This window comes from Hamadaea sp. NPDC050747 (genome assembly GCF_040654195.1).
Lineage (GTDB): Bacteria > Actinomycetota > Actinomycetes > Mycobacteriales > Micromonosporaceae > Hamadaea.
The window spans coordinates 314,865-335,262 of sequence record NZ_JBFAHM010000006.1 but is presented as its reverse complement, the minus strand read 5'-3'; the positions used below and the strand labels follow the sequence as shown (position 1 = coordinate 335,262).

Annotated in this window: 28 protein-coding genes; 18 read left to right on the top strand and 10 right to left on the bottom strand. The window is 70.6% G+C overall.

Annotation, left to right across the window (positions count from 1 at the left end; genetic code table 11):
• Positions 1-296 precede the first annotated feature (296 nt).
• From AB0H43_RS16535 to AB0H43_RS16525, 3 genes are read left to right on the top strand one after another with little or no spacing between them, the layout of a single operon-like run.
• Complete coding sequence (locus AB0H43_RS16535) at positions 297-854, top strand: EF-hand domain-containing protein (protein WP_360000193.1); 558 nt, start codon at positions 297-299, stop codon at positions 852-854.
• 16 nt (positions 855-870) lie between these two features.
• Positions 871-1,332 (top strand): DUF6069 family protein, encoded by a 462-nt coding sequence (locus AB0H43_RS16530; protein WP_360000192.1) that lies wholly within the window; start codon positions 871-873, stop codon positions 1,330-1,332.
• Complete coding sequence (locus AB0H43_RS16525; protein WP_360000191.1) at positions 1,329-2,276, top strand: cation diffusion facilitator family transporter; 948 nt, start codon at positions 1,329-1,331, stop codon at positions 2,274-2,276. The genes AB0H43_RS16530 and AB0H43_RS16525 overlap by 4 nt, the downstream gene beginning before the upstream one ends.
• A 165-nt stretch (positions 2,277-2,441) precedes the next feature.
• Here the strand turns inward: AB0H43_RS16525 and AB0H43_RS16520 are convergent, their stop codons facing one another.
• The 4 genes from AB0H43_RS16520 to AB0H43_RS16505 all read right to left on the bottom strand — a co-directional run bounded on the left by AB0H43_RS16520 (position 2,442) and on the right by AB0H43_RS16505 (position 5,346).
• Positions 2,442-3,140 (bottom strand): YcnI family protein, encoded by a 699-nt coding sequence (locus AB0H43_RS16520; protein WP_360000190.1) that lies wholly within the window; start codon positions 3,138-3,140, stop codon positions 2,442-2,444.
• A 110-nt stretch (positions 3,141-3,250) separates the two neighbouring features.
• A complete protein-coding gene (locus AB0H43_RS16515; protein ID WP_360000365.1) occupies positions 3,251-4,075 on the bottom strand; it encodes an SPFH domain-containing protein in 825 nt (274 codons plus the stop codon).
• Positions 4,076-4,153: 78 nt separating this feature from the next.
• Positions 4,154-4,645 carry a hypothetical protein gene (locus AB0H43_RS16510; protein ID WP_360000189.1) on the bottom strand — a complete coding sequence of 164 codons (492 nt, stop codon included), beginning with the start codon at positions 4,643-4,645 and terminating at the stop codon, positions 4,154-4,156.
• Between the two features lie 95 nt (positions 4,646-4,740).
• Positions 4,741-5,346, bottom strand: coding sequence for a helix-turn-helix domain-containing protein (locus AB0H43_RS16505; RefSeq protein ID WP_360000364.1), 606 nt, complete (start codon positions 5,344-5,346; stop codon positions 4,741-4,743).
• A 44-nt stretch (positions 5,347-5,390) separates the two neighbouring features.
• Here AB0H43_RS16505 and AB0H43_RS16500 point away from each other — a divergent pair, with 44 nt between their 5' ends.
• The 6 genes from AB0H43_RS16500 to AB0H43_RS16475 all read left to right on the top strand — a co-directional run bounded on the left by AB0H43_RS16500 (position 5,391) and on the right by AB0H43_RS16475 (position 7,638).
• A complete protein-coding gene (locus tag AB0H43_RS16500; protein WP_360000188.1) occupies positions 5,391-5,672 on the top strand; it encodes a hypothetical protein in 282 nt (93 codons plus the stop codon).
• Entirely contained in the window at positions 5,669-5,878 is a 210-nt protein-coding gene (locus AB0H43_RS16495) for a hypothetical protein (RefSeq protein ID WP_360000187.1), read from the top strand. Before AB0H43_RS16500 ends, AB0H43_RS16495 begins: the two co-directional genes overlap by 4 nt.
• On the top strand, positions 5,875-6,525 hold the full coding sequence (locus AB0H43_RS16490) for a sigma-70 family RNA polymerase sigma factor (RefSeq protein ID WP_360000186.1): 651 nt from the start codon (positions 5,875-5,877) through the stop codon (positions 6,523-6,525). The genes AB0H43_RS16495 and AB0H43_RS16490 overlap by 4 nt, the downstream gene beginning before the upstream one ends.
• Complete coding sequence (locus tag AB0H43_RS16485; protein ID WP_360000185.1) at positions 6,522-6,785, top strand: hypothetical protein; 264 nt, start codon at positions 6,522-6,524, stop codon at positions 6,783-6,785. The genes AB0H43_RS16490 and AB0H43_RS16485 overlap by 4 nt, the downstream gene beginning before the upstream one ends.
• A gap of 185 nt (positions 6,786-6,970) precedes the next feature.
• Positions 6,971-7,426, top strand: coding sequence for a hypothetical protein (locus AB0H43_RS16480; protein WP_360000184.1), 456 nt, complete (start codon positions 6,971-6,973; stop codon positions 7,424-7,426).
• Entirely contained in the window at positions 7,417-7,638 is a 222-nt protein-coding gene (locus AB0H43_RS16475) for a helix-turn-helix domain-containing protein (protein ID WP_360000183.1), read from the top strand. Before AB0H43_RS16480 ends, AB0H43_RS16475 begins: the two co-directional genes overlap by 10 nt.
• Before the next feature lie 31 nt (positions 7,639-7,669).
• On the opposite strand, the gene AB0H43_RS16470 is transcribed toward AB0H43_RS16475, so the two are convergent.
• Positions 7,670-10,222, bottom strand: a complete 2,553-nt coding sequence (locus AB0H43_RS16470) for a LuxR C-terminal-related transcriptional regulator (RefSeq protein WP_360000182.1) — start codon at positions 10,220-10,222, stop codon at positions 7,670-7,672.
• Positions 10,223-10,468: 246 nt separating this feature from the next.
• On the opposite strand from AB0H43_RS16470, the gene AB0H43_RS16465 reads away from it, so the two are divergent.
• The 3 genes from AB0H43_RS16465 to AB0H43_RS16455 are packed head-to-tail and all read left to right on the top strand — an operon-like array spanning position 10,469 to position 14,344.
• Complete coding sequence (locus AB0H43_RS16465) at positions 10,469-11,860, top strand: M20/M25/M40 family metallo-hydrolase (protein ID WP_360000181.1); 1,392 nt, start codon at positions 10,469-10,471, stop codon at positions 11,858-11,860.
• Between the two features lie 4 nt (positions 11,861-11,864).
• Positions 11,865-12,251, top strand: a complete 387-nt coding sequence (locus AB0H43_RS16460) for an SCP2 sterol-binding domain-containing protein (protein ID WP_360000180.1) — start codon at positions 11,865-11,867, stop codon at positions 12,249-12,251.
• A complete protein-coding gene (locus AB0H43_RS16455; protein ID WP_360000179.1) occupies positions 12,248-14,344 on the top strand; it encodes a glycogen debranching N-terminal domain-containing protein in 2,097 nt (698 codons plus the stop codon). Before AB0H43_RS16460 ends, AB0H43_RS16455 begins: the two co-directional genes overlap by 4 nt.
• A 33-nt stretch (positions 14,345-14,377) precedes the next feature.
• Here AB0H43_RS16455 and AB0H43_RS16450 read toward each other — a convergent pair whose 3' ends face one another.
• Complete coding sequence (locus AB0H43_RS16450) at positions 14,378-14,875, bottom strand: hypothetical protein (RefSeq protein ID WP_360000178.1); 498 nt, start codon at positions 14,873-14,875, stop codon at positions 14,378-14,380.
• A gap of 355 nt (positions 14,876-15,230) precedes the next feature.
• On the bottom strand, positions 15,231-15,701 hold the full coding sequence (locus tag AB0H43_RS16445; RefSeq protein WP_360000177.1) for a helix-turn-helix transcriptional regulator: 471 nt from the start codon (positions 15,699-15,701) through the stop codon (positions 15,231-15,233).
• A gap of 191 nt (positions 15,702-15,892) precedes the next feature.
• On the opposite strand from AB0H43_RS16445, the gene AB0H43_RS16440 reads away from it, so the two are divergent.
• Genes AB0H43_RS16440 through AB0H43_RS16425 form a run of 4 tightly spaced genes read left to right on the top strand, consistent with a single transcriptional unit; the run spans position 15,893 to position 17,443 of the window.
• Entirely contained in the window at positions 15,893-16,558 is a 666-nt protein-coding gene (locus AB0H43_RS16440) for a sigma-70 family RNA polymerase sigma factor (protein ID WP_360000176.1), read from the top strand.
• A gap of 5 nt (positions 16,559-16,563) precedes the next feature.
• Positions 16,564-16,803: a hypothetical protein gene (locus tag AB0H43_RS16435; protein ID WP_360000175.1), complete on the top strand. Its 240-nt coding sequence runs from the start codon at positions 16,564-16,566 to the stop codon at positions 16,801-16,803.
• Complete coding sequence (locus AB0H43_RS16430) at positions 16,800-17,252, top strand: hypothetical protein (protein WP_360000174.1); 453 nt, start codon at positions 16,800-16,802, stop codon at positions 17,250-17,252. The genes AB0H43_RS16435 and AB0H43_RS16430 overlap by 4 nt, the downstream gene beginning before the upstream one ends.
• The gene (locus tag AB0H43_RS16425; RefSeq protein WP_360000173.1) at positions 17,249-17,443 is read left to right on the top strand and encodes a hypothetical protein; all 195 of its coding nucleotides are present in this window, start codon (positions 17,249-17,251) and stop codon (positions 17,441-17,443) included. The genes AB0H43_RS16430 and AB0H43_RS16425 overlap by 4 nt, the downstream gene beginning before the upstream one ends.
• Before the next feature lie 107 nt (positions 17,444-17,550).
• On the opposite strand, the gene AB0H43_RS16420 is transcribed toward AB0H43_RS16425, so the two are convergent.
• Positions 17,551-18,282: a 4'-phosphopantetheinyl transferase superfamily protein gene (locus tag AB0H43_RS16420; protein ID WP_360000172.1), complete on the bottom strand. Its 732-nt coding sequence runs from the start codon at positions 18,280-18,282 to the stop codon at positions 17,551-17,553.
• 51 nt (positions 18,283-18,333) lie between these two features.
• On the opposite strand from AB0H43_RS16420, the gene AB0H43_RS16415 reads away from it, so the two are divergent.
• Both AB0H43_RS16415 and AB0H43_RS16410 read left to right on the top strand, forming a co-directional pair.
• Positions 18,334-18,894: a helix-turn-helix domain-containing protein gene (locus AB0H43_RS16415; protein ID WP_360000171.1), complete on the top strand. Its 561-nt coding sequence runs from the start codon at positions 18,334-18,336 to the stop codon at positions 18,892-18,894.
• An 8-nt stretch (positions 18,895-18,902) separates the two neighbouring features.
• Positions 18,903-19,217 (top strand): hypothetical protein, encoded by a 315-nt coding sequence (locus AB0H43_RS16410; RefSeq protein WP_360000170.1) that lies wholly within the window; start codon positions 18,903-18,905, stop codon positions 19,215-19,217.
• Here AB0H43_RS16410 and AB0H43_RS16405 read toward each other — a convergent pair.
• Both AB0H43_RS16405 and AB0H43_RS16400 read right to left on the bottom strand, forming a co-directional pair.
• Positions 19,195-19,746, bottom strand: coding sequence for a dihydrofolate reductase family protein (locus AB0H43_RS16405; protein ID WP_360000169.1), 552 nt, complete (start codon positions 19,744-19,746; stop codon positions 19,195-19,197). The genes AB0H43_RS16410 and AB0H43_RS16405 overlap by 23 nt on opposite strands.
• Before the next feature lie 4 nt (positions 19,747-19,750).
• On the bottom strand, positions 19,751-20,323 hold the full coding sequence (locus AB0H43_RS16400; protein WP_360000168.1) for an XRE family transcriptional regulator: 573 nt from the start codon (positions 20,321-20,323) through the stop codon (positions 19,751-19,753).
• Between the last annotated feature and the right edge of the window lie 75 nt (positions 20,324-20,398).

Genomic DNA, 20,398 nt, shown 5'->3' with positions numbered 1-20,398 from the left:
ATGTCGATGCATCGGTGGGACAGCGGACGGACAACCCTGTCGCGCCAAAACGTTAGAACGCGCGTGCGGGGGTGGGCGGTCGGTCGAACGGAGAGGGTTTTATAGACCCGAGACTATGGACTTGGTCAATGGCGTGACGCGATGACGGATAGGATGCCGGTCCGTACTCGTGCAGGCCTCGCGCTGGCCGCCACAAGCGGAAGACGATCGAGGAGAATCTCCAGGTTTAAGGCGGTTCGGCCGTCCCGGCGGGTTAGCGTCGTATCCGACGACTGTTTCGCCGCCGGGAGGGCGCGATGCTCACGACCGAGGGCCGGCGGCTGCTGACCGCCAAACTGGACCGCCGGTTCGACCTGCTCGATGTGGACGGCGACGGCCACCTGGGCGCGCGGGAACTGGACGATCTCGCGATGGGCATCGCGGCGGGCTTCGACGTGCCGCTGGACGCGCCGACCGCGGTGGCGCTGCGTCAGGCGTACGCCCGCATCTGGAGCGAACTGTCGCAGCTCGACGCCGACGGCGATGGTCTCATCAGCCGGGGGCAGTACGTCGACGCCTGGCTGCGGGAGGCCGAGCAACCCGGGCTTCTCGCGGATCTCGTGCGTACTTGCGCCGAGGCCGTCGCGGCGGTGGCGGGCGCCGAAGGCGACTTCTACGAGCCCGCGTTCGTACGCCTCCAGGCGCTCTCGGGCGCCCACCCGGATCAGGGTGCTGCGGCGTTCGCCCGGCTCGACACCGATCACGACGGGATGGTGTCGGTGGCGCAGTTCGCCGATGCGTACGTGGACTTCTTCACCAGCGAGAATCCCACCGCGCCGGGTAACGCCCTGTTCGGCCGCATCGAACCGTGGTGACGGCTATCGTGGGCCTATGTCCGTGTATCACGCACGGCCGCTGGTTGATCCGCGCCGACTGTGGACCGGTGGCGTCGTCGCCGCGATCGTCGTCGCCGGCGTGGTGGTGGTCTGCTTCCTGATCGTGCGCGGCATCCTGGACATCCCCGTCCTGGGTGTCGACCTGTCCGGCGGCATCTTCCTGCCGTCGATGCTCGGGTACGCCTTCGGCGCGGCGGTGGCCACCCTGCTGCTGACGGGCCTGGCGCATCTGCTGCTGCTCACCACGCCGCGCCCGCGCTTCTTCCTGGGCTGGATCATCGGCGTCATCACCGCCATCGGGGTGATCGTGCCGTTCACCAAGAGCGCGCCGCTCGAAGTCCAGCTCGCCACCGCGGCGGTCAACCTGATCGTCGGGATCACCATCGGAGTGATGCTGTCCACCACCGCCGCGGCCAGTGCCGGGCGGCGGGTGCCGCCGGCGTACCCGGTGGCATGACGGAGTCCGCGTCAACCGAGGCTCCGGCGGAGCGGGAGAGCATCGGCACCGTCATCGTGGCGGGCCTGGCCAATCTGGCCATCGCCGTGGCCAAGGCGACCGCCGGGCTCATCTCGGGCTCGGCGGGCATGCTCTCGGAGGCCGCGCACTCCGTCGCCGACACCGTCACCGAGCTGCTGTTGCTGACCGCGCTCGTCCGGGGCGACCGGCCCGCCGACGACGAGCACCCGTTCGGCTACGGCAAGTCGGCGTTCTTCTGGGCGTTCCTCGCATCGATGGCGACGCTGGTGGCGGGGGCCGGATTCGCCGTCACGCACGGGTATCACACGATCCGCAACGGCGAGGAGATGGGCGATTTCACCGTCTCCTACATCGTCCTCGCGGTGTCTTTCGTCCTGGAGGGAATCTCGCTCCGGCGGGCGGTGCGCCAAGTGCGCGGTTCGGCCCAGCGCCTGCGGCTGCGGTCGTTGGCGTACCTGCGGCTCACGCCGGACACCTCGGTCAAGGCCGTGGTGGCGGAGGACACCGCCGCGCTGATCGGCCTCGGCCTCGCGGGCCTCGGCCTGGTGCTGACCGAGCTGACCGGCGACACGTTCTACGACGGCGCGGCCTCGGTCGCCATCGGGTTGCTCCTGGCCGTCGTCGCGCTCACGCTCGCGCGGGCCAACGTGTCGCTGCTCGTGGGTCAGGCGCCTTCGCGGCGCTGGCAACATGCGATACGCCGAGAGCTGGAAGCGGATCCGGTGATCGAGCGGGTGCTGACCCTCAACGCCATGTTCCTCGGTCCGGACAGCGTGCTGGTGGCGGCCGAGGTCGACGTGTCGGACACCGCGACGGGCGCGCAGATCGAGGCATCCGCCGACGCGGCGGCGACCCGGTTGCGCGAGAAGTACCCGGTGATCCGCCACGTCTACCTCGACCCCACCGGCACCCCGCCCCGGTGATCACGGCGGACCAACGGGGCGGGGCCTACTCGGCGGGGGTGGACCGGGGCCGGACGGCGGGGTGCCGTGCCGGCCGGGACCGCCGCCGAGCAGGCCGAGCTTGGCCGCCTTCAGGACGGCGTCGGCCTCGGCCTGAGTCAGCTAGGCGTACCGTAGCGATCTTCGTCAGTTCCCCGAGGGCCGGCGGCGCCAGGCGAGCCCGGCGAAGACCGCGGCCAGGGCGGCCACGACCAGGGCCGCGACGGCCAGTCCGGTGGCGGCGCCGGACGAGCCGGACGAGTCGGCCGACGCCACGGTGACCGCGCCGGCCGACGGCGAGGCGGCGGTCTTGCCGGTCAGCTTGAGCACCGGGGCCGGGTGGTCGGGCTCGGCCTGGCCGTCGGCCGGCACCTCGATCCAGCGCACGACGTCGCCGTCGGAGTAGGTCTGGAGCGCCTTGAACACGATCTGGTCGGCCTGCGGAAGCGGTCCGGCCGACACGTCGAACTCCTGAAACTGGCCAGGCTTGATCGCGGCCTCGGCGCCGGCGGTCCACGTGATCTTCGTGACCGCCGCGGTGATCGTGCTCTCCCCGGCCTGCACGGAGGCCGGGAGCTTGGTCTTCTCGGTGGCCACGGTCCAGCCCGGCACGGGCCTGACCGAGATGTGCCCGATGGGCTGCTCGACGGGGAGGACGACCTCCACCTTCGTCGTCGAGGCCGAGTCCTTCTCGTTCGGCACCCGGAAGATCAGCTTGGCGTAGCCGCCCTGCGCCGCCTGGCTCGGGTTCACCGTGACGTGCGCGGACGCGGCGCTCGCCGACACCGCGACCGCGGCGGTGGCGACAGCCAGTGTCACGAGCGCGCGCTTGAAGAGACTTCTCATCGGACCTCATCCCAGGTGACCTGTCCCGAACCGGGACCGGTTCGGGTGCGCCATCCAGGTCGCCGAAGGGTCCGGTCTGGTTCCCGGGAGATCGCCGAATTCGCGCCGAATCAGTCGCTGGCGGGACGGGAATGGGGGATCTCCGGCGGAATGGGCGGCTCCCGGCCGACCTGTCCGGCGTCGGTCTCCGGCTGGGCCAGCCGGTCGAAGAACCGCAGCAGCTCGACCGGGACGGGCATGACCAGGGTCGAGTTCTTCTCCGCCGCCACCTCGACGACGGTCTGCAACAGCCGCAGCTGCATCGCGCCGGGCGTCTCGGCCATGATCGTGGAGGCGTCGGCCAGGCTCTGCGCGGCGCGGAACTCGCCGTCGGCGGTGATGACCCGGGCCCGCCGCTCGCGCTCGGCCTCGGCCTGCTTCGACATCGCGCGCTTCATCTGCTCCGGCAGCTGGACGTCCTTGATCTCGACGCGGTCGACGTGCACGCCCCAGGCCTGGGTCGGGGCCTCCAGCAGGAGCCGCAGTTCGCGATGCAGCTCGTCCCGGTTGGACAGCAGGTCGTCCAGCTCGCTCTTGCCGATGACGGACCGCAGGGACGTCTGCGCCAGCAGCTCCACGGCGACCATGTAGTCCTGCACCTCGATCACGGCCCGGTAAGGATCGGAGACGCGGAAGTAGACCACGGCGTCGACCTTGACCGAGACGTTGTCCCGGGTGATGCCCTCCTGCGAGGGCACCGGCAGGGTCACGATCTGCACGTTCACCTTGCGAAGGCGGTCCACCAACGGGAGGACCACCGCCAGCCCCGGCGGGCGTACGCGGGTGCGGGCCCGGCCGAAACGGAAGACGATGCCCCGTTCGACCTGATTGACGATCCGGACGCCGCCCAACAGCACCCACCCGAAGACGAACGCGGCCAGCGCGCAGAGCGCCATGCCCAGCAGTGTCGCGACGTCGCCGTCCTCACCCATGACGGGCACCTTATCGAACTTTCGCGATACTTTGGGGGTCGCTCAGACGCCGTCGTCCTCTTCGTACGCCGATTCCCGGCCCTGGAGGAAGATGCGCAGATCGTTGGAGATCGTGGAGCCGTCGACGGAGTCGCGCTTGCGCAGGCCCCGGCGGACCGGCTGCGACCGCTTCCCGTTGCGGGACGCTGGGGGCGCCTGCAGCGTACTGATCTGGGTCTGCAACTCGGCGCACGCGGTCTCCACTGTGGCGATCAGTCGCGCCTCGGTGGCGGCGAGCTCGCGCCGGACTCGGGCCACCTCCACTCGCGTATATCCGACCACCAGCGCCAAGACGGCCGCGGCCGACAGTCCGATCACGAGGCTGACCGTCTTGAGGCGTACGTCGCCGAGCCCGGCGAGGATCCATCCGAGGCTCACCACCAGCCCGGAGGCGGCGCAGATCGCCAGGCGGATGAGGAGTTCGCCGCCGCGTCCGGTCGGCGTCCGCGGCGGTACGAGGACGGCAGGCACCTGTTCGGAATCGGTCTCCGCCATGGCCGGCCTCCCGTACTGACTCATCGGTCAACGTGACTGGGGTATCACAACCAGCCGCCGGGCGCACGGCCTGGCGGCGAAGGTCGTGGACGAGGCTACCTTCGGCCGACCCCGGAAGGCTTCGGTCGGACGGGGTCGGGGATCCGCTCCGGTTCCGGCGCCGGTGGCCCGGCCGGAACGTTGTTCAGATCCAGTTGCTGCCGCCAGTACGCTATCGCGCCTTTCACCGTCGCGCGCAGGTAGTCCTTGACGTCTCCCGGCAGGTGCGGATCGGCCAGGTGCCGCTGGGCGTCGAGGAGCACGGGGTCGACGCGGGGCTTCGGCGACGGCGGCGCGACCATGCCGAGTTCCTCCCGAGTGGCCAGTCCGGATTCGACCATCAGCTCGCCGAGGCGTACGCCGAGCACGGGAGCGAGCTTGCGCAGGTTCTCCGGGGTCGGGGTGATCTCGCCGGCTTGATACCGCGAGATCAGCGACGCCGACACGCCCGAGGCCGCCTCCAGGTCGCCGTCCGACAAGAATCCATGCTTATCCATGAGTCGGCGGAGATACCACCCGAAGGGACTCTGCGGGTCTCTCCGGCGGCGGCTCACCAGTCCGATGGTACCGACCGGTAAGGGGCGACGAGAGAGCGCGGGTCGCCGCTTTCGTGCGTCCGTGAAAGAGGGACTCCTCCAAACGGCCCGCAGGCTGTCACCCATCCGGGCGACTAGGCGTCGTGCATGCATGGCTCTATAGTGCATGCGTGCACGAATTTAGCAAGCTTCCACGCCTGGCGTACAACGGAAAAGCATTCGACGAGATCTTCGAGCTGCTGGGTCTCCGTACCGACGCCGAGAAGGCCAGATTCCTGGGCATCGCGGAGAGCAGCTTCAACCGGATCCGGCGCGGCGTCTCCATCCCAGGCGGGCAGTTCGTCGCGAGCGCGCTGTACGCGATGAAGTCCGAACCCCGGCTCGGCGGCCTGCCGGCCGAGCACACCCGGTTCGACCGGCTTTTCACGGTTGCGGTGGGCCGGCCCAGGTGAGGCGCGCGCTGCGCCGTCACCTCCTCGCCCTGCTGCTGATGGTGCCGATCTTCGCGGTCGCGGTCGTGACGACACTGCTCGACCCGTGGGCCGCCGCACTGATCTTCAGCGGAATGGCGATCGCGCTGGGCGCGGGAGGTGAGGCGATGCGCGCGTTCACCGACGGCGACGCCGCCGAGACTTCGAAGGAGAGGCAATCAACGTGAGCGATTGGGTCAGGTGCACCACGGGGTCCTACCGCCTGATCGGCGGAGACTCCCGGCACCGCAGGCCGAACGGCGGCCCGCGGCCCCGGCCCGTGGTCGCCGGCGCGGGTCGGGGCCGGGCCGCGCCGGCGGCGGGCCGGACCGAGGCCTGGCACCTCGTGGAACGCATTCAGCGGGGCGACGTCGAGGCGGTCGGCGAGTTCTACGACCGCTTCAACACGGAGGTCTACAAGTACGTCTGGCTCTGGTGTGGTGAGGAGAAGCTCGCCCAGGAGCTGGTGCGGGAGGTCTGGGACCGGGCGCTGCGGCTCATCGGCGGGCTGCGAGCGACCGCCGACTCTCCCTTGAGCTGGCTGCTGGGACTGGCCCGGGATCGGGCGGTACGCCACTTCCACTCCCGCCGCTATCGGCTCGGCCTGGTGGAGCTGGGGGAGCTGCGGGGACCGGAGGACGACGGACGCGAACTGCTGGCGGCGGTACGCCGGTTGTCCCCGCCCCAGCAGGAGGCGATCGCGCTGACGTTCTTCTGCGGGCTCGACGACGTCGACGCGGCGGCCGTCATGGGGCGTACGCCGGCGATGGTCCAGGCGCTCACCAAGCGCGGCCGGGTGAAGCTGGCCGCGATGCTCACCGGCGGTGCGCTGTGAACACGCTGACCTCGCTGACCGTCGGCCAGCTCTGCCTGGCGCTCATCGCGATCGTCGTCATCGTGGCGACCGCCACCGCGCTCCTGGCCCATGTGCGGGGCCGGGAGATCCAGGAGCTGTACACGTACGTCAACCGGTGGGCGGGCGTCGACGACGACCTCGCCGGCAGCAACTTCATGGACGGCGTACCGCACGGGCCGGATCGCCGCCGGGTCAGTGACCCGAGGGCGGCCGCACGGCATCGGGCGGCGCTGCGATGAGCCGGGCGCGACGGTCCGGCGGCGCGGCGCGCGCGGCCAAGCGGACCCATCTGGCCCGCCGCAAGGCTCTCCCCGCCGCGGTACGCAAGTTGGAGGTGCGGTCGAGTGCTCCCGACACTGCGGCCGCACCTCCGACGGAGAGCCGGAAACGCAAGACTCCCGTGAAACGCACGGGAAAGACTCCCGTGAAACGCACGGGAAAGAGCGCGGCGGGATCGCCGGCGGCGGCTTCCCGGGGGAAGCCGAAGATCCCGCCGCCCCGTGAACCGCACCTGGAGGACCGGCGTCAGCCCGGACGTGCGGAGTCGATCGGCAACGGCCGCGCCGCGGTCGCGATCTTCGACACGTCCGTGCCGGTGTACATGCAGACGGTCCGGGAGACCAGCATCTGCCCCGAGCTGAGCCCACTGCGGTCGCTGGTCGCCGCGGCCGATGTGGCGGCCGCCGACCTGGCGGCGTACGCGTTCCGCGCCGGGGCCGCCGATCCCGTGGGACCGCCGCCCGGCCTGGACCCGGCCTTCCTGGCGGCTCAGCACGACAGCGCCGCAGATGACCCCACCGCGAATGACAGCGCCTCGAATGACACCGCCCCGAAAGACGGCCCGCCGAACCCGGCGGGAGAGGAGGAAAGATGGAGCTAGAAACGGTCGAGCAGACGCCGCACCACGCGCATCCGCTCATGCGTACCGGCGAGGTCGCCCGGCTGTTCCGGGTCGACCCGTCGACGGTGATCCGCTGGGCGCAGAAGGGAAAGTTCCAGTGCGGCCGGACTTTGGGCGGTCAACGGCGGTACCTCCGCTCGGAGATCGAGGCGCTGGCCGAAGCCGACGGGATGGGGATGATCTGGCCCTGAATCCGATCGGGCGGGCGCGTCGCCTCGGTGCTCAGAGCAGCCCGAGGCGACGCGCCCGCCCGACGGCGTCCCGCCGGGTGCCGACCGACAGCTTGCGGTAGATGCTGCGTACGTGGGTCTTCACGGTGTTCTGCGAGACCGACAGCTCGGCCGCCACATCGCGAACGGTGAGCAGGCTCGGTAGATAGCGCAGCACCGCCAGCTCCCGATCCGTCAGGTCTTCCAGCAACCGGTCGCCCCCGCTCGCCGTGACGGCCGGGCGTACCGCGTCGAGGCGGACGCTCAACAATGGATAGTCGGCCACGAGGTCCCGATTGCGATCGAGGAGGGCGCGCGCTTCGCCGCCCACCTCACCGAACGGGGCGACCAGTCCGTCGACGTCGGCGATGACCAGGGCGGTGCCGATCGCGATGCGTACGGCGCCTTCGTGGCCCAGCCGGTCGGCGATCAGACTCTCCGCCAGCCACGCGTTCACCTGCGCCCACGGTCCGGCGGTCGCACTCGTCCGGTGCACCGCTTCGAGGATCCGGGACGCCGCGTTCAGCTCTCCGCCCGCCAGATGCGCTCGGGCGGCCACGATGCACGCGTGACTGTCGAGCGGCGTACGCCCGTCGCGCATGGCGTACCGTGCCGCGGTCACGGCCTTCGCCGGGCGTCCCTCCGCCAGATGCAACTCCGCGGTGGTGACCGCACGCCAATCGTCGAGAAGGGACGGTCCCGTCGCCGGTCCCGCCACGGCCAGCGCGTCCCGGGCCGCCGGCACGTTGCCGAGGGTCAACAGGATGCGTGCGCGGACCAGCCCGGTCGCGTACGCGCTGGGCTGGTCGTCGGCGTCGCCGGATTCGGTGCCCACCACGGTCAGCGCGTCGGCGGCCGCTCCCCGGAGCCAGAGCACCAGGCCTCGGGCGAGGCGCGCGGGTCGCCGATACGCCGCCGGCACGTCCGAGGCCGCCGGATCCCGCGCGTACGCGAGTTGGGCGGCCTGTCCCACATCCCCGCGGAGGGCGTGTACCAGGGCGAGCCCGCCCAGCGCCGCTCCGGAGGACAGGGTGAGCTCGTGGCGGCCACTGTGGACGGCCGCGGCCTCCAGGCTGGACCGGGCCAGTGTCAGATCGCCGGTCCACAGCGCGGCGTGGCCGAGACATTCGGCGGCGATCGCCCGCATTCCGTCGGCGGCCGGCACCAGGCCCGGCACGGTCGCGTCGAGCAGCTCGAGCAGAGCCGTCATGGTGAGGCCGATCGCCTCGACGTCCTCCCGTTGCCGGGCGAGTAGCAGATCACCCAGGCACAAAGCCGCCTGCATGGGCAGCCGTCGTTCCGTGGTGACCTCGGCGAACCGATCGCGGGCCAGTCGTGCGTACGCCCCGGCGGTGTGCGCGTCGTCGCGAGCCGCCGCGGCCAGCGCCAGCACGGTCGCCGTCTCCGGATGGCGTACCGCGTCCCGGGCTGGAATCCAGGTGGGCAGGTCCAGGAAGACGTCCCGAGCGGCGCCCAGCACGAGCGGAGCGGCGACGCGTACGCCCACCTCGGCGGCCAGGTCGGCTTGGCGGGACGCGGCGGCGTGCCGCAGTGCCGCTTCCGGCCGGTCGTGTTCGGCGTAATGCTGGGCGGCTCGGGCGTGCACGTCCGTGACGTGTTCGGCGATCAGCAGCCCGGCCTCGTCGCGAAGGAAGGCGGCGTAGGGCCGCCGAAGCTGTAGCCGCTCCGGGTCCTCCGCTGGGCGTACCAGGAGATGATGTTCGCGGCGCAGGTGATCCAGCAGGCGCGCGGCGTCGCGGCGGCCGGTGATCGCCTCCGCGGACCGGGCGTCGAGGTCGTCGAGCAGACTGCAGCGCAGGACGAAGTCCTGCTGCTCGGCCGGAAGGCGGCCGAGCAGCTCGGCGCGCAGGAAGTCGGCGAGGACGTCGGTGAACCCGGCGGTGTGGACGTCGGGCGCGCACACTCCGGCGGCGAGCCCGCCGGTGCGTTCGACCAGCGCGGTGGCCTCCGCCGGGGTGAGCACGCGCTGTCGCATCGACCAGTACTGGGCCGCTTCGCGCGGGCTGAACGCGAGGTCGTCCGGGCCCACCTCGGTGAGCCGGCCGATGAGCCGCAGCCGGCTCAGGTGCGCGGCCGGCGCCTCGCGCGTGGCGAAGACGACCCGCACCTGGGGCAGGTCGTGACTGAGCAGTGCCGAGACGGTTCCGGCGGACCGGCGCAGATACTCGCCGTTGTCCAGGACGATGACCAGCGGCTGCTCCACCTGAGCCAAGGAGCGTGCCAATGCGCCGACCGTCTCCGGCTGCCCGGTGACGCCGGTGGCCCGGTCGAGGGCGGTCGTCAGCGTGCCCCAGAAGACCGCTGGGTCGCCGTCCAGGGGGCTCAGACCGACCCAGGCGACCTGCGCGGCTACGGCTGCCTCCGCGGCCCACATGGCTAGCGCGGTGGTCTTCCCGGATCCGGCCGGACCGGCGACGACCAGCAGATCTCCGGCGTCGGCGCGATCGAAGGCCTCGTGCAGCCGCCGCCGGAGCAGACCGCCGGCGACCGGCGGCACCCAACTGTCCACAGTGGCTATCGCCACGTTGTCGATGACGTGAGTCATGGTGTCCCCGACCCCCCGCGGGAGCGAAACCGCCCCGGCTGGGGGAGTCCGACGGGCTCCAAGCCTGGGCGCTTTCGTAGCATAAGCCCAATATGGTGGCGTTCGTGGGCGACTCCGGTCATGCGTTTTGGCATCCCCGCTCACGCGGCGGACCTACTTATCGCCTTGCTCAACTTGGTTGCTACGCAACCGTTTTCACCTGACGAGGGTGACGTCGGCACTCGTTCGGGCGGCGAAGGTGGGCAGGTGAACGCCGTCGAGTTACGCGCCCGGGTGGACGATCTGATGTCGTCCGCCCATGATGATCTGGCCAAACTGATCGCCATCCGGTCGGTCGCCGGGTCCGGGGACCACACTGCCGCCGAGTGCGAACGAGCCGCCGAGTGGGTGGCGGAAACCTTGCGGGGGGCGGGATTCCCGCATGTCCGGCTCGTGCCGGTTCCGGACGCCGCTCCGGCGGTGTACGCCGAACGCGCCGATGCCGGGCCGTCCGCGCCGACCGTCCTGTTGTACGCCCACTACGACGTTCATCCGGCGCTGGACGAGGAAGTCTGGAAGACTCCGCCGTTCGAGCTGACCGAGATGGACGGCCGTTGGTACGGACGCGGCGCCGCCGACGGCAAGGGCAACCTGCTCATGCACCTGACGGCCGTACGCGCGCTGGGCGAGCGGCTGCCGGTGAACCTCAAAGTGATCGTCGAGGGCTCGGCCGAACGCGGTTCGGGCAGCCTCGCCCACTCGCTGGGGGAGTACGCCGACCTGCTGGCGGCCGACGTGTTCGTCATCGGCGACGCGGGGAACCTGGCGGTGGGCGTACCGGCGATCACGGTGAGCCTGCGTGGTCAGGTGGCGTTGTCGGTGACGGTGCAGACGCTCAGCGCGCCACGCGAGGCCGGCCCGTACGCCGGACCGGCGCCGGACGCGCTTGCGGCGTTGCTGCACATGCTCGCGAGCTTCCGCGACCCGGCGGGCAACACGAACGTCATGGGGCTGGACAACATGAGTGCCTGGGCGGGCGCGATCTATGCCCCGGCACGGTTCCGGGAGGACGCCGCCGTGCTGGACGGCGTCGCGTTGCTAGGGCATGGCGCGGTCGCCGACAGCCTCTGGGCGCGCCCGGCGATCACCGTGCTCGACATCGACTTCCCCGTCCGCGGGGAGCACGCCATGATCCAGCCGTGGGCACGGGCTCGGCTGGATCTACGCGTACCGCCGCACGTCGACGAGGTCAAGGCGGCCCAGGCGCTCGTCGGCCATCTGCACACGATCGTGCCCTGGGGCGCCCACGTACGCGTCGAGCGGGAGTCGGCCGTCCCGCCGTTCCTGGCCCGTGCGGGCGGTCCGGCGTACGCCGCCCTGGCCGAGGCGATGCGTGAGGTGTACGGCGAGGAGCCCGCCCAACTCGGCCGGGGCGGCACCAATCCGCTCTGCGTGGGGCTGGCCGAGGCCTTCCCGGAGGCTGAGATCCTGCTGATCGGAGTGGAGGAGCCGCTGACCCGGCGGCACGAGCCGGACGAGAGCGTGGATCCGGCCGAGATCGCCGATATGGCCCTGGTCGAGGCCCTCTTCCTGCGACGATGTGGACGTGTCTCACCCATGGCGGGCGAAGACCCGGGCGGCGGGGGCCCCGGACGATGACCGGATGAGCAACCCGACCGAAGCGTTCTTCACGGAGCTGGCCGATCGCGGGCAGGACCCGCGACTGGCCGGCGCGTCAGGCGCCCTGCGGATCGACGTCCACACCGATGGTGACCTGGCCGGGAAACCGTCCGGGCACTGGCTGATCACATTCGGCGACGGCGAGGTGGCGGTGGCCCGGGGCAAGGCGCCCGCGGACTGCGTCGTGCAGATCACCGACGATCTGCTCGACCGCCTCGTGACCGGCGAGGCCAACGGGATGGCCTCGGTGCTGCGCGGCGCGATGTCGATCCAAGGCGACATCGAGCTGCCCATTCAACTGCAGCGGATCTTCCCGGGGCCGCCGGCCTCCCGGGTCTCCGCGCTCGAGGCGAGCGGGAGTGCGTCATGAGCGTGAGCATCCTGCACGGGAACACCTTCGTGGTCAGCGACGACCGCGGGGACATCGAGGCGAGCCCGACCGAACCGGACGGGCTGTTCGCCTGGGACACCCGATTCCTGTCCCGCTGGGTGCTGACCGTCGACGGACAACGGCTGCAGGCCCTGTCCACCGACGACATGCAGTACTTCGAGACCCGGTTCTTCCTGGTTCCGGAGACCGGCACGGTGTACGTCGACGCGAAACTGTCGGTCATCCGGCGGCGTACCGTCACGCCCAGCGGCTTCGACGAGCAGCTGACTTTGCTCAACCACGCGGACGAGGCGGTCGAGCTCGCGGTGCGGCTGGACGTGGCGTGCGACTTCGCCGACCTGTTCGACGTCAAGAACGCGCAGGAGAAGAAGGGCAAGCTCTACACCCGCCTCGACGGCGACCGGCTGGTGTGCGGCTACGAACGCGAGACGTACCACCGCGAGACGATCATCTCCAGCACCGTCCCGGCTGTCATGGACGACCACGGGATGTCGTTCTTCCTGCACATCGCGCCGCACGAGCAGTGGACCACCGACCTGCACCTGGCGGCGGCCATCGTCGGCCCCGGCGGCCATCCGGCGACGCTGGCCAAGGACCGGACCAAGCCCGACCTCGAGCACGACCTGGAGCACTGGATCCGGCAGGCGCCGCGGACCGAGTGCGACTGGCGGCCGCTGGCCGACATCTATCAACGCAGCCTGACCGACCTGGCCGCGCTGCGATTCTCGCCGCTCACCTCGGGCGGGCGGAGCCTGCCCGCCGCCGGGCTGCCGTGGTTCATGACGATGTTCGGCCGCGACAGCATCTTCACGAGCCTCCAGGCGCTGCCGTTCGAACCGGAACTGGCCGCGACCACGCTGAAGGAACTCGGCGCGCGGCAGGGCACCCGGATCGACGACTTCCGGGACGAGGATCCCGGGCGCATCCTGCACGAGATGCGGTACGGCGAGTCGGCCGCCTTCGAGGAGCAGCCGCACAGCCCGTACTTCGGCAACGCCGACGCCACCCCGCTGTTCGTCGTGCTCCTCGACGAGTACGAGCGGTGGACCGGCGACACGAAACTCGTGAAGGCGCTGGAGTTCCAGGCGCGGGCGGCGCTCGACTGGATCGACCAGTACGCCGACCTCATGGGCAACGGGTACATCTCGTACCAGCGGCGCAACGAGGAGACCGGCCTGGAGAACCAGTGCTGGAAGGACTCCTGGGACTCCATCTCGTACCACGACGGCCGGCTGCCGGGCTTTCCGCGAGCCACCTGCGAACTGCAGGGGTACGCGTACGACGCGAAGGTGCGGGGCGCCCGGCTGGCCCGGACCGTGTGGAACGATCCGGCGCTGGCGGATCGGCTGGAGAAGTCGGCGGCCGACCTGAAGAAGCGGTTCAACCGCGACTTCTGGGTGGCCGAGGGCCGGTACTTCGCCATCGCCGTCGAGTCGGACGGCAGCCAGGTGGACGCGTTGTCGTCCAACATCGGGCATCTGCTGTGGAGCGGCATCGTCGACAACGGCAAGGCCAAGGCCATCGCCGGGCACCTGATGAGCCCGCAGCTGTTCTCCGGTTGGGGCGTACGCACGCTGGCCACGGACGCGCAGCGGTTCAATCCGATCGGCTACCACACCGGCACGGTGTGGCCGTTCGACAACTCGTTCATCGCCTGGGGTCTGCGCCGGTACGGGTTCAAGCGGGAGGCGGCCCGGATCGCGGCGGGCATCCTGGACGCCGCGACGTACTTCGAGGGCCGCCTACCGGAGGCGTTCGGCGGATACGAACGCGACCTGACCCGCTATCCCGTGCAATATCCGACGGCGTGCAGCCCGCAGGCCTGGTCCACCGGGGCACCGCTGCTGTTCCTGCGTACCATGCTCGGGCTCGAGCCACTGGGCGAGCATCTGGTGGTCGACCCGGCCCTGCCGGCCGGCATGGGCCATCTGGCGTTGCTCGACATTCCCGGCCGCTGGGGGCAGATCGACGCGTTCGGCCGGGGCCGGATCGACGTCGGTCCGGGGCGGAGGTCCCGGCGGCAACTGGGAACCGAGCAGGGTCAGGAGAGTCTGTCGACCGGATCAGCGTGACCGCCTGGTTCCGGGCTCGGCTCGGCGCCCGGTTCAGGGCTCGTTGAAGCGGGACTCACGTCCCTGCAAGTACATCTGAAACTCGTCGGAGAGGATCTGCCCCGGGTTGTCGGCGTTCGGCCGTCGCTGAGTCGGCCGGCGCCGGCGCCGGGGGCGATTCGGCCGCTGTCGCTGCTGCTGCGGCGCGACGAGGTTGGCCTGGACCGAGACGGTCTGGGCCACCGCGGCCACCGCCGACTGCATTCTGGCCTCGGCCACCACGATCTCCCGGCGGACGCGGCCCACTTCCATCAAGGCGTGCCCGGCCAGCAGAGCCGCGGTCACGGATAGCCCGATGATCACCGACCATGCCTTGACCACGGGATCGACTGCGCTGCCGATGATCCAGACCAGGCTGACGACCAGGGCCGAGACCATTCCGTAGGCGATCCGCATGATCGTGTCGGTGCTGCTGCGCCCCGGTGCCTCCGGGGCTTGGGTGATGATGACCGGCCCGACGCCGGCCCAAGACTCCTTACGCTCCTCCGCCATCGTTGGCTCCTCCCGGCGGCGTGGTGGGTGCGTCCGGTCCATCGGGCCGACGTCCGCATCCGCCACGCGATCGAGTAGCCACCGTCCGTCACGACAGAGGCGGTGCGACATCGTACTTTCGGGTGGGCCTCCGTACCCGACTGGCCGCGTATGCAAGTTCCATGTTGCAAGCCGGGGTCGCACGTGCACGCATGGACAAACGTCGAATCATGACGTCAGGGACGACACGACCGGCAGATTTCGGCTGACATCCGTGGAACTTCCATCACGGATTTGCCGATCGGCTGAGTGCTGATCGTCCAAATAGGGGAACGCGCACGCGCGACGGAGTTGCTAACGCTCTGTCAATCAGGAGTCAGGCGGCGCGTACGCCCCGGCCGACGGCGCGCTCGGCGGCGCTCGGCTCGGCGGGCGACTTGAGTCCGGTCTGCTGCCGCCAGAACGCGATCGCCCCCCGGAGGGTGTCGCGCAGATAATCCTTGGCGGAGTCGGGACGCGTGGGGTCCGACAGCAAGCGCTGCGCCTCCGCGAGGCTGGCGTCCAGCTTGGTCGTCGCCGTCGCCCGGGGCACCATCCCGAGCTCCTCGCGGGTCGCGAGGCTCGCCTCGACCATCAGCTCCCCGAGGCTGACCCCCAGATATGGGGCGAGCCGGCGGAGGTTCTGCACGCTGGGCTCGATGTCACCGGACTGGTAACGAGAGATGAGCGAAGCGGAGACGCCGGTGGCGGAGGCCAGTTCGCCGTCGGAGGCGAAACCGTGGGCCTCCATGAGGGCCCGGAGGTACCACCCGAAGGGTGTCTGCGGGTCACGGCGCTTCTTGCTCACATGCAAGATCTTACGCCCCTGGTCAGACGCTCGTCACGAGATGGTGACGTATTTCTTGCACGTGTGCAGGACATTTCGGGTTATCCCGGGCTGGTATCACTCGAACGGTGGATATGATCCATGCATGCATGACTTTACTATGCATGCGTGCGTGAACACAAGAACGCTCTTCTGAGCCCGGTGGTGACGAGGTGACCTTGCGGAACATTCGTCACCCCGCACCCCGCACCGTCGATCACCCCTCCGGTTCCGGCCGCGTACGCGACCGGGCTGCCCTGCCCGATTCCGACGGCGACCCGTGGTCGCTGATCGAGCGGGCCCAACAGGGCGATGTCAGCGCCTTCGGCGAGCTGTACGCGCGGTACAACGCCGAGGTCTTCCGCTACCTGTGGCAGCGCTGCGGCCACGTCCAGCTGGCCCAGGATCTGGCCGGCGACGTCTGGGAACGGGCGTTGCGCGGCATCGGCCGGCTGAACTACCGGGGGGCGCCCCCGCTGGCCTGGCTGATGACGATCGCCCGCAACCGGGCGATCGACCACTTCCGGTCCGGCCGCTTCCGCATGGAGGTCCTCAGTGACGCGACCCGGGACATGGGACAGATCGACGACTCGGCCGACATCGAGCAGATCGCCGTAACCCGGTTGGAGTCGGCCGTCGTACTGCGGGCGGTCCAGGAGTTGTCAGCCGCTCAGCGACAGGCCATCACCTTGACCTACTTCGCCGGGCTGACCTGTCCCGAGGCGGCGGTCCGGATGGGCGTGACCGAGGACGCGGTCAAGGCGCTCAACATGCGCGCCCGCCGGACCATGGCCCGGCGGCTGAGCGTGGGCGTCGAACGCGCCGCCCTGGCCGGGTGATGCCGATGCTGCGTGAGATCCGGCCCCTGATCGGCGTCGGCCCCCGGCCGGGCTGGGCGGTCATCCCGCCGCCCGACCGTGGGCCGTACCGGCAGGCCGTCCAGCTGCCGACCGCCGAGGTCAAAGCACTCCGTGCGCACGGCGTCGCCGCCCTCGGCGACCTCTCACCGAGCCGGGTCGTCGCGATCGCGCGGGCGGCTCGCGTACCCAACTTCCGCACCGCACCGCGAAGGAGAACCCGGTGAGCCTGAACGACAACGTGACGGTCGGTCTGCTGTGTCTGTCCTGTGGTGCGGCCACCCTGGTGACGGTGGTGGCCACGGCGCTCGTCGTCCACGTCCGCCACCGAGACGTCCGGCGGCAGGCCGAACAGATCCGGCGCTGGGTGGACTCCCGCGTGGAGCGCAAGGCGTTGCCGCCGCTGCAGACGCTGCCCGACGGCTTCGAGGAGGTGCCGGAGGCCCCGGTCGTGTACGCCTGGTGGACGCCGTCCAAGGAGGACCTGACCGAGACGGCCGTCCTTCCCCGGATGACCGACGACATCCTGACGGCGGAGGCGCTGCGGTTCGAGGTGACCCAGGTTCTGCAGACGATCCCGTGGCGGGACGCCACCACGGTGCCCGTCCGGCGCGGTCACCTCGACGTCATCGACGGCTACGCCCGTGTCGGGCGGCACCGGGCGGGACCCCGGTGACCCAACCGACCGACACCGTCGCGCCCCCTGCGCCGGGCCGGCACCGTTCCCCGGAGCCGCCGTACGACCACCGCCGCGTCGCCGTCCTGGTGATCGCGGCGGTGGCCCTCGTCCTCGCGGCCGGGATCAGCGTCGCGGCGTTCGTCGCCGTCGCCTCTGATCCCGGCCCGCCGGCGGGCACCCGGCGGTAGCCGTAGACCGGTGGTGATCATGCCGTCGGGGAGTCGATCAGGACGCCAGGGACACGACACGCGGTCGATCACGACCGATAGTTCATGATCGTGCGGGGAGCGGGGCATCAAGCGGAGCGGGCGAGGGGGAGGGGTCCGCAGAGCACGACGGATGTCGGCGGGACGGTCGTCGCGAGCGCGACGACGAGGTCGCCGCCGACGCGTACGTCGGTCAGGTGAATGTCCTCCGTGGGCCAGTCCGCTGCCACGCCGTCGGCGATCGCGAGCGGCCCGCGAGTGTCTAGGGCGTCGAAGCGTACGGCGAGTCCGTGGCCGGTCAGTTTGACGGCCGCCTCTTTGCGGGTCCACCGGCGCAGGAACCACTCTGTCCGCGCCGGCTCGGGCACGGCCGCGAACTCGGTCCGTTCGGCGCCGGTGAGCGTACCGGTCAGGGAGTCCAGATCGCGGGTCGTGGCCTGGTGCTCCAGATCGACGCCGACTCGCCCGGACCCCACGACGGCAAGGACCACCCACTCGCGCGTGTGGCTCACGGACAGGTCGATCGGTCCCTGGACGGCGGGACGTCCGTGCGGCCCGCCGCAGCGGCGACAGGTCCGCTCGATCGTCACCTCTCCCGGCAAAACGCCCAGGTAGCGCGCGGCCACCTCGCGCTGCGCGCTGCGCGAGGTGAGGAATGTCCGGCGCGCGTGCTCGGCCAGGAATCGGTCCGCCTGGGCCCACTCTTCGTCGGAGATCCAGCTGGTACGCCCACCGACCGGAACGGGCCAGAGGTGACAGACGCCGGGCGGGGGAGCCGACGCCGCGACCGGTAGGGCGGCCTCGCCCCAGATCTCGTCCACGCGCTCACCTTAGCCGTTGACGCCCTGACAAAATGAGCCTAGATTGTCAGTGTGTCAGAGAATCGCCGCGACCAGATCGTGACGGCAGCCCTGGAGGTGTTCGGGCGCTACGGCTACCGCCGCAGTTCCATGGACCTGATCGCGCAGGCCGCCCGCATCTCCCGGCCGGCCGTGTACCAGTACTTCCCCGGCAAGGAGGCCGTCTTCCGGGCGGTCGGGCAGAAGATCGCCGACGAGGTGCTCGCCGCGGCGGCCGACGCGGGGGCGACCGGCTCCGGTGGCGTCGCCGACCGGCTCACCGAGGTGCTGGCCCAGAAACTCGACCTGTTCGGCGGCGCCATCGGGGCCGGCTTCAAAGCCGAGTTGTTCGCCGAGGCCGGGCAGCTCGCCGGGGACGTCATCGCGAGCTTCCACGACCGGTACGCCGACCTCGTGGAACGCATCGTCGCCGACTCCGGTCTGCCGGGGCTCGGCCGCACGATCAGTCCGCGCGACGTGGCGCTGGTGCTGACCGACGCACTGCCCGGCATCGCGCAGGAGCCCGACGCCGCAACAGCCCGACGCCGCCTGCGTCAGCTCGTCGACCTCGTCGTCCGAGGTCTGTCCGCTTAGGAGTTTCCGTGGTGCAGACGATCTTGTTGGGTTTCCTCGCCGGGGTGTTCGGGGCGAACGGCGTACCGCACTTCGTGCGGGGGATAACGAAGAGCACGTATCCCTCGATGTTCGGCTATGGTCCCGTCGTCAACCTGCTCAGTGGCTGGGCCATGTTCGTGCTCGCCGGAGTCGTGGCGTACGCCGCACACGTGGCCGACCATCCGGTCGCGGCCTTCACCGCCGCGGCGGCCGGCGTACTCCTCATGGGACTGTTCCACGCCGGCGTCGGGGCGTTCGGCCGTCGCCCGCCGGCCGACGTCAGCTCTTCAACCGGTAGGTGATCTGCACGAACTGACCGTTCTGCGCGGCCGAGACGAGTTCGAGCCGGTCGGGTCCCAGCCGACGGGGGAGCAGCGGCTTACCCGCGCCGAGGGTCGCCGGGGCCATTCCCAGGATCACCTCGTCGAGCAGGCCGGCGTCGGCGAAGCGGCCGACCAGCTCACCCCCGCCGACCAGCCAGATGTTCTTCTCCCCGGCGGCTTGGCTCAGCTGCTCGTGCACCGGGCGTACGTCGCCCTGCACGAACCGCAGATCCACGCCGGGGATGGGTGGCAGCTCGCGATGGGTGAAGACCCAGCAGGGAACGTCGGCGTAGTAGGACTTCCACTTCTCGGGGTTCTCGAGGAGGTCGTCGTGCGCGAGGACCCATTCGTAGGTCGTCGCGCCCATCGCGAACGCGCCGATTCCGGTGAAGAACTCGGCGAACCTGTTCTCGCCCTCCGCCACCGCGAACAGCCAGTCGAGCGAGTCGTCCGGGTCGGCGATGAAGCCGTCGATCGTGGTCGCCGTGTAGTACTGCGTCTTCGGCATGCCCTCACTTTCGCACGCTGCGCGCCCGGACGTGCAGCCGTTCGCCTTGGCGGCCGAAGAGGCTGAGCACCTCCACCGGCCGGTCGGTCGCGCTGCCGAACCAGTGCGGCAAGCGGGTGTCGAACTCGGCCGCCTCGCCGGTCGGCAGCTCGAGATCGTGGTCGGCGAGCAGCAGCCGCAGCCGCCCGGACAGGACGTAGAGCCACTCGTAGCCCTCGTGCGTCTTCCGGTCCGGCTCCTCGCCCGGCGGCAGGATCAGCTTGTACGCCTGAAGTCCGCCCGGTTGCCGGGTCAGCGGGATCATGGTGCGGCCGCCTTCGCGGATGGGCGTCGGCCGGATCCGCGGATCGCCGACGGCGGGGGCGCCCACGAGTTCGTCCAGCGGCACCTTGTGCGCCTGAGCGATCGGCAGCAGCAGTTCCAGGCTCGGCTTGCGCTGGCCGGTCTCCAGCCGGGACAGGGTGCTCTTGGAGATCCCGGTCGCCGCTGAGAGGGCGGACAGCGTCACTCCGCGCTTCTTGCGTACCTCTTGGAGGCGGGGGCCGACCTGCGCCAGCGTCTTCGTGATCTCGTCCACCCCTCCATTGCAGCGCGCCGTCCCGGTTTCGGCAACAAAGGTTGTCGAGATCGCGGCGGCCTCCGCACCATCGGA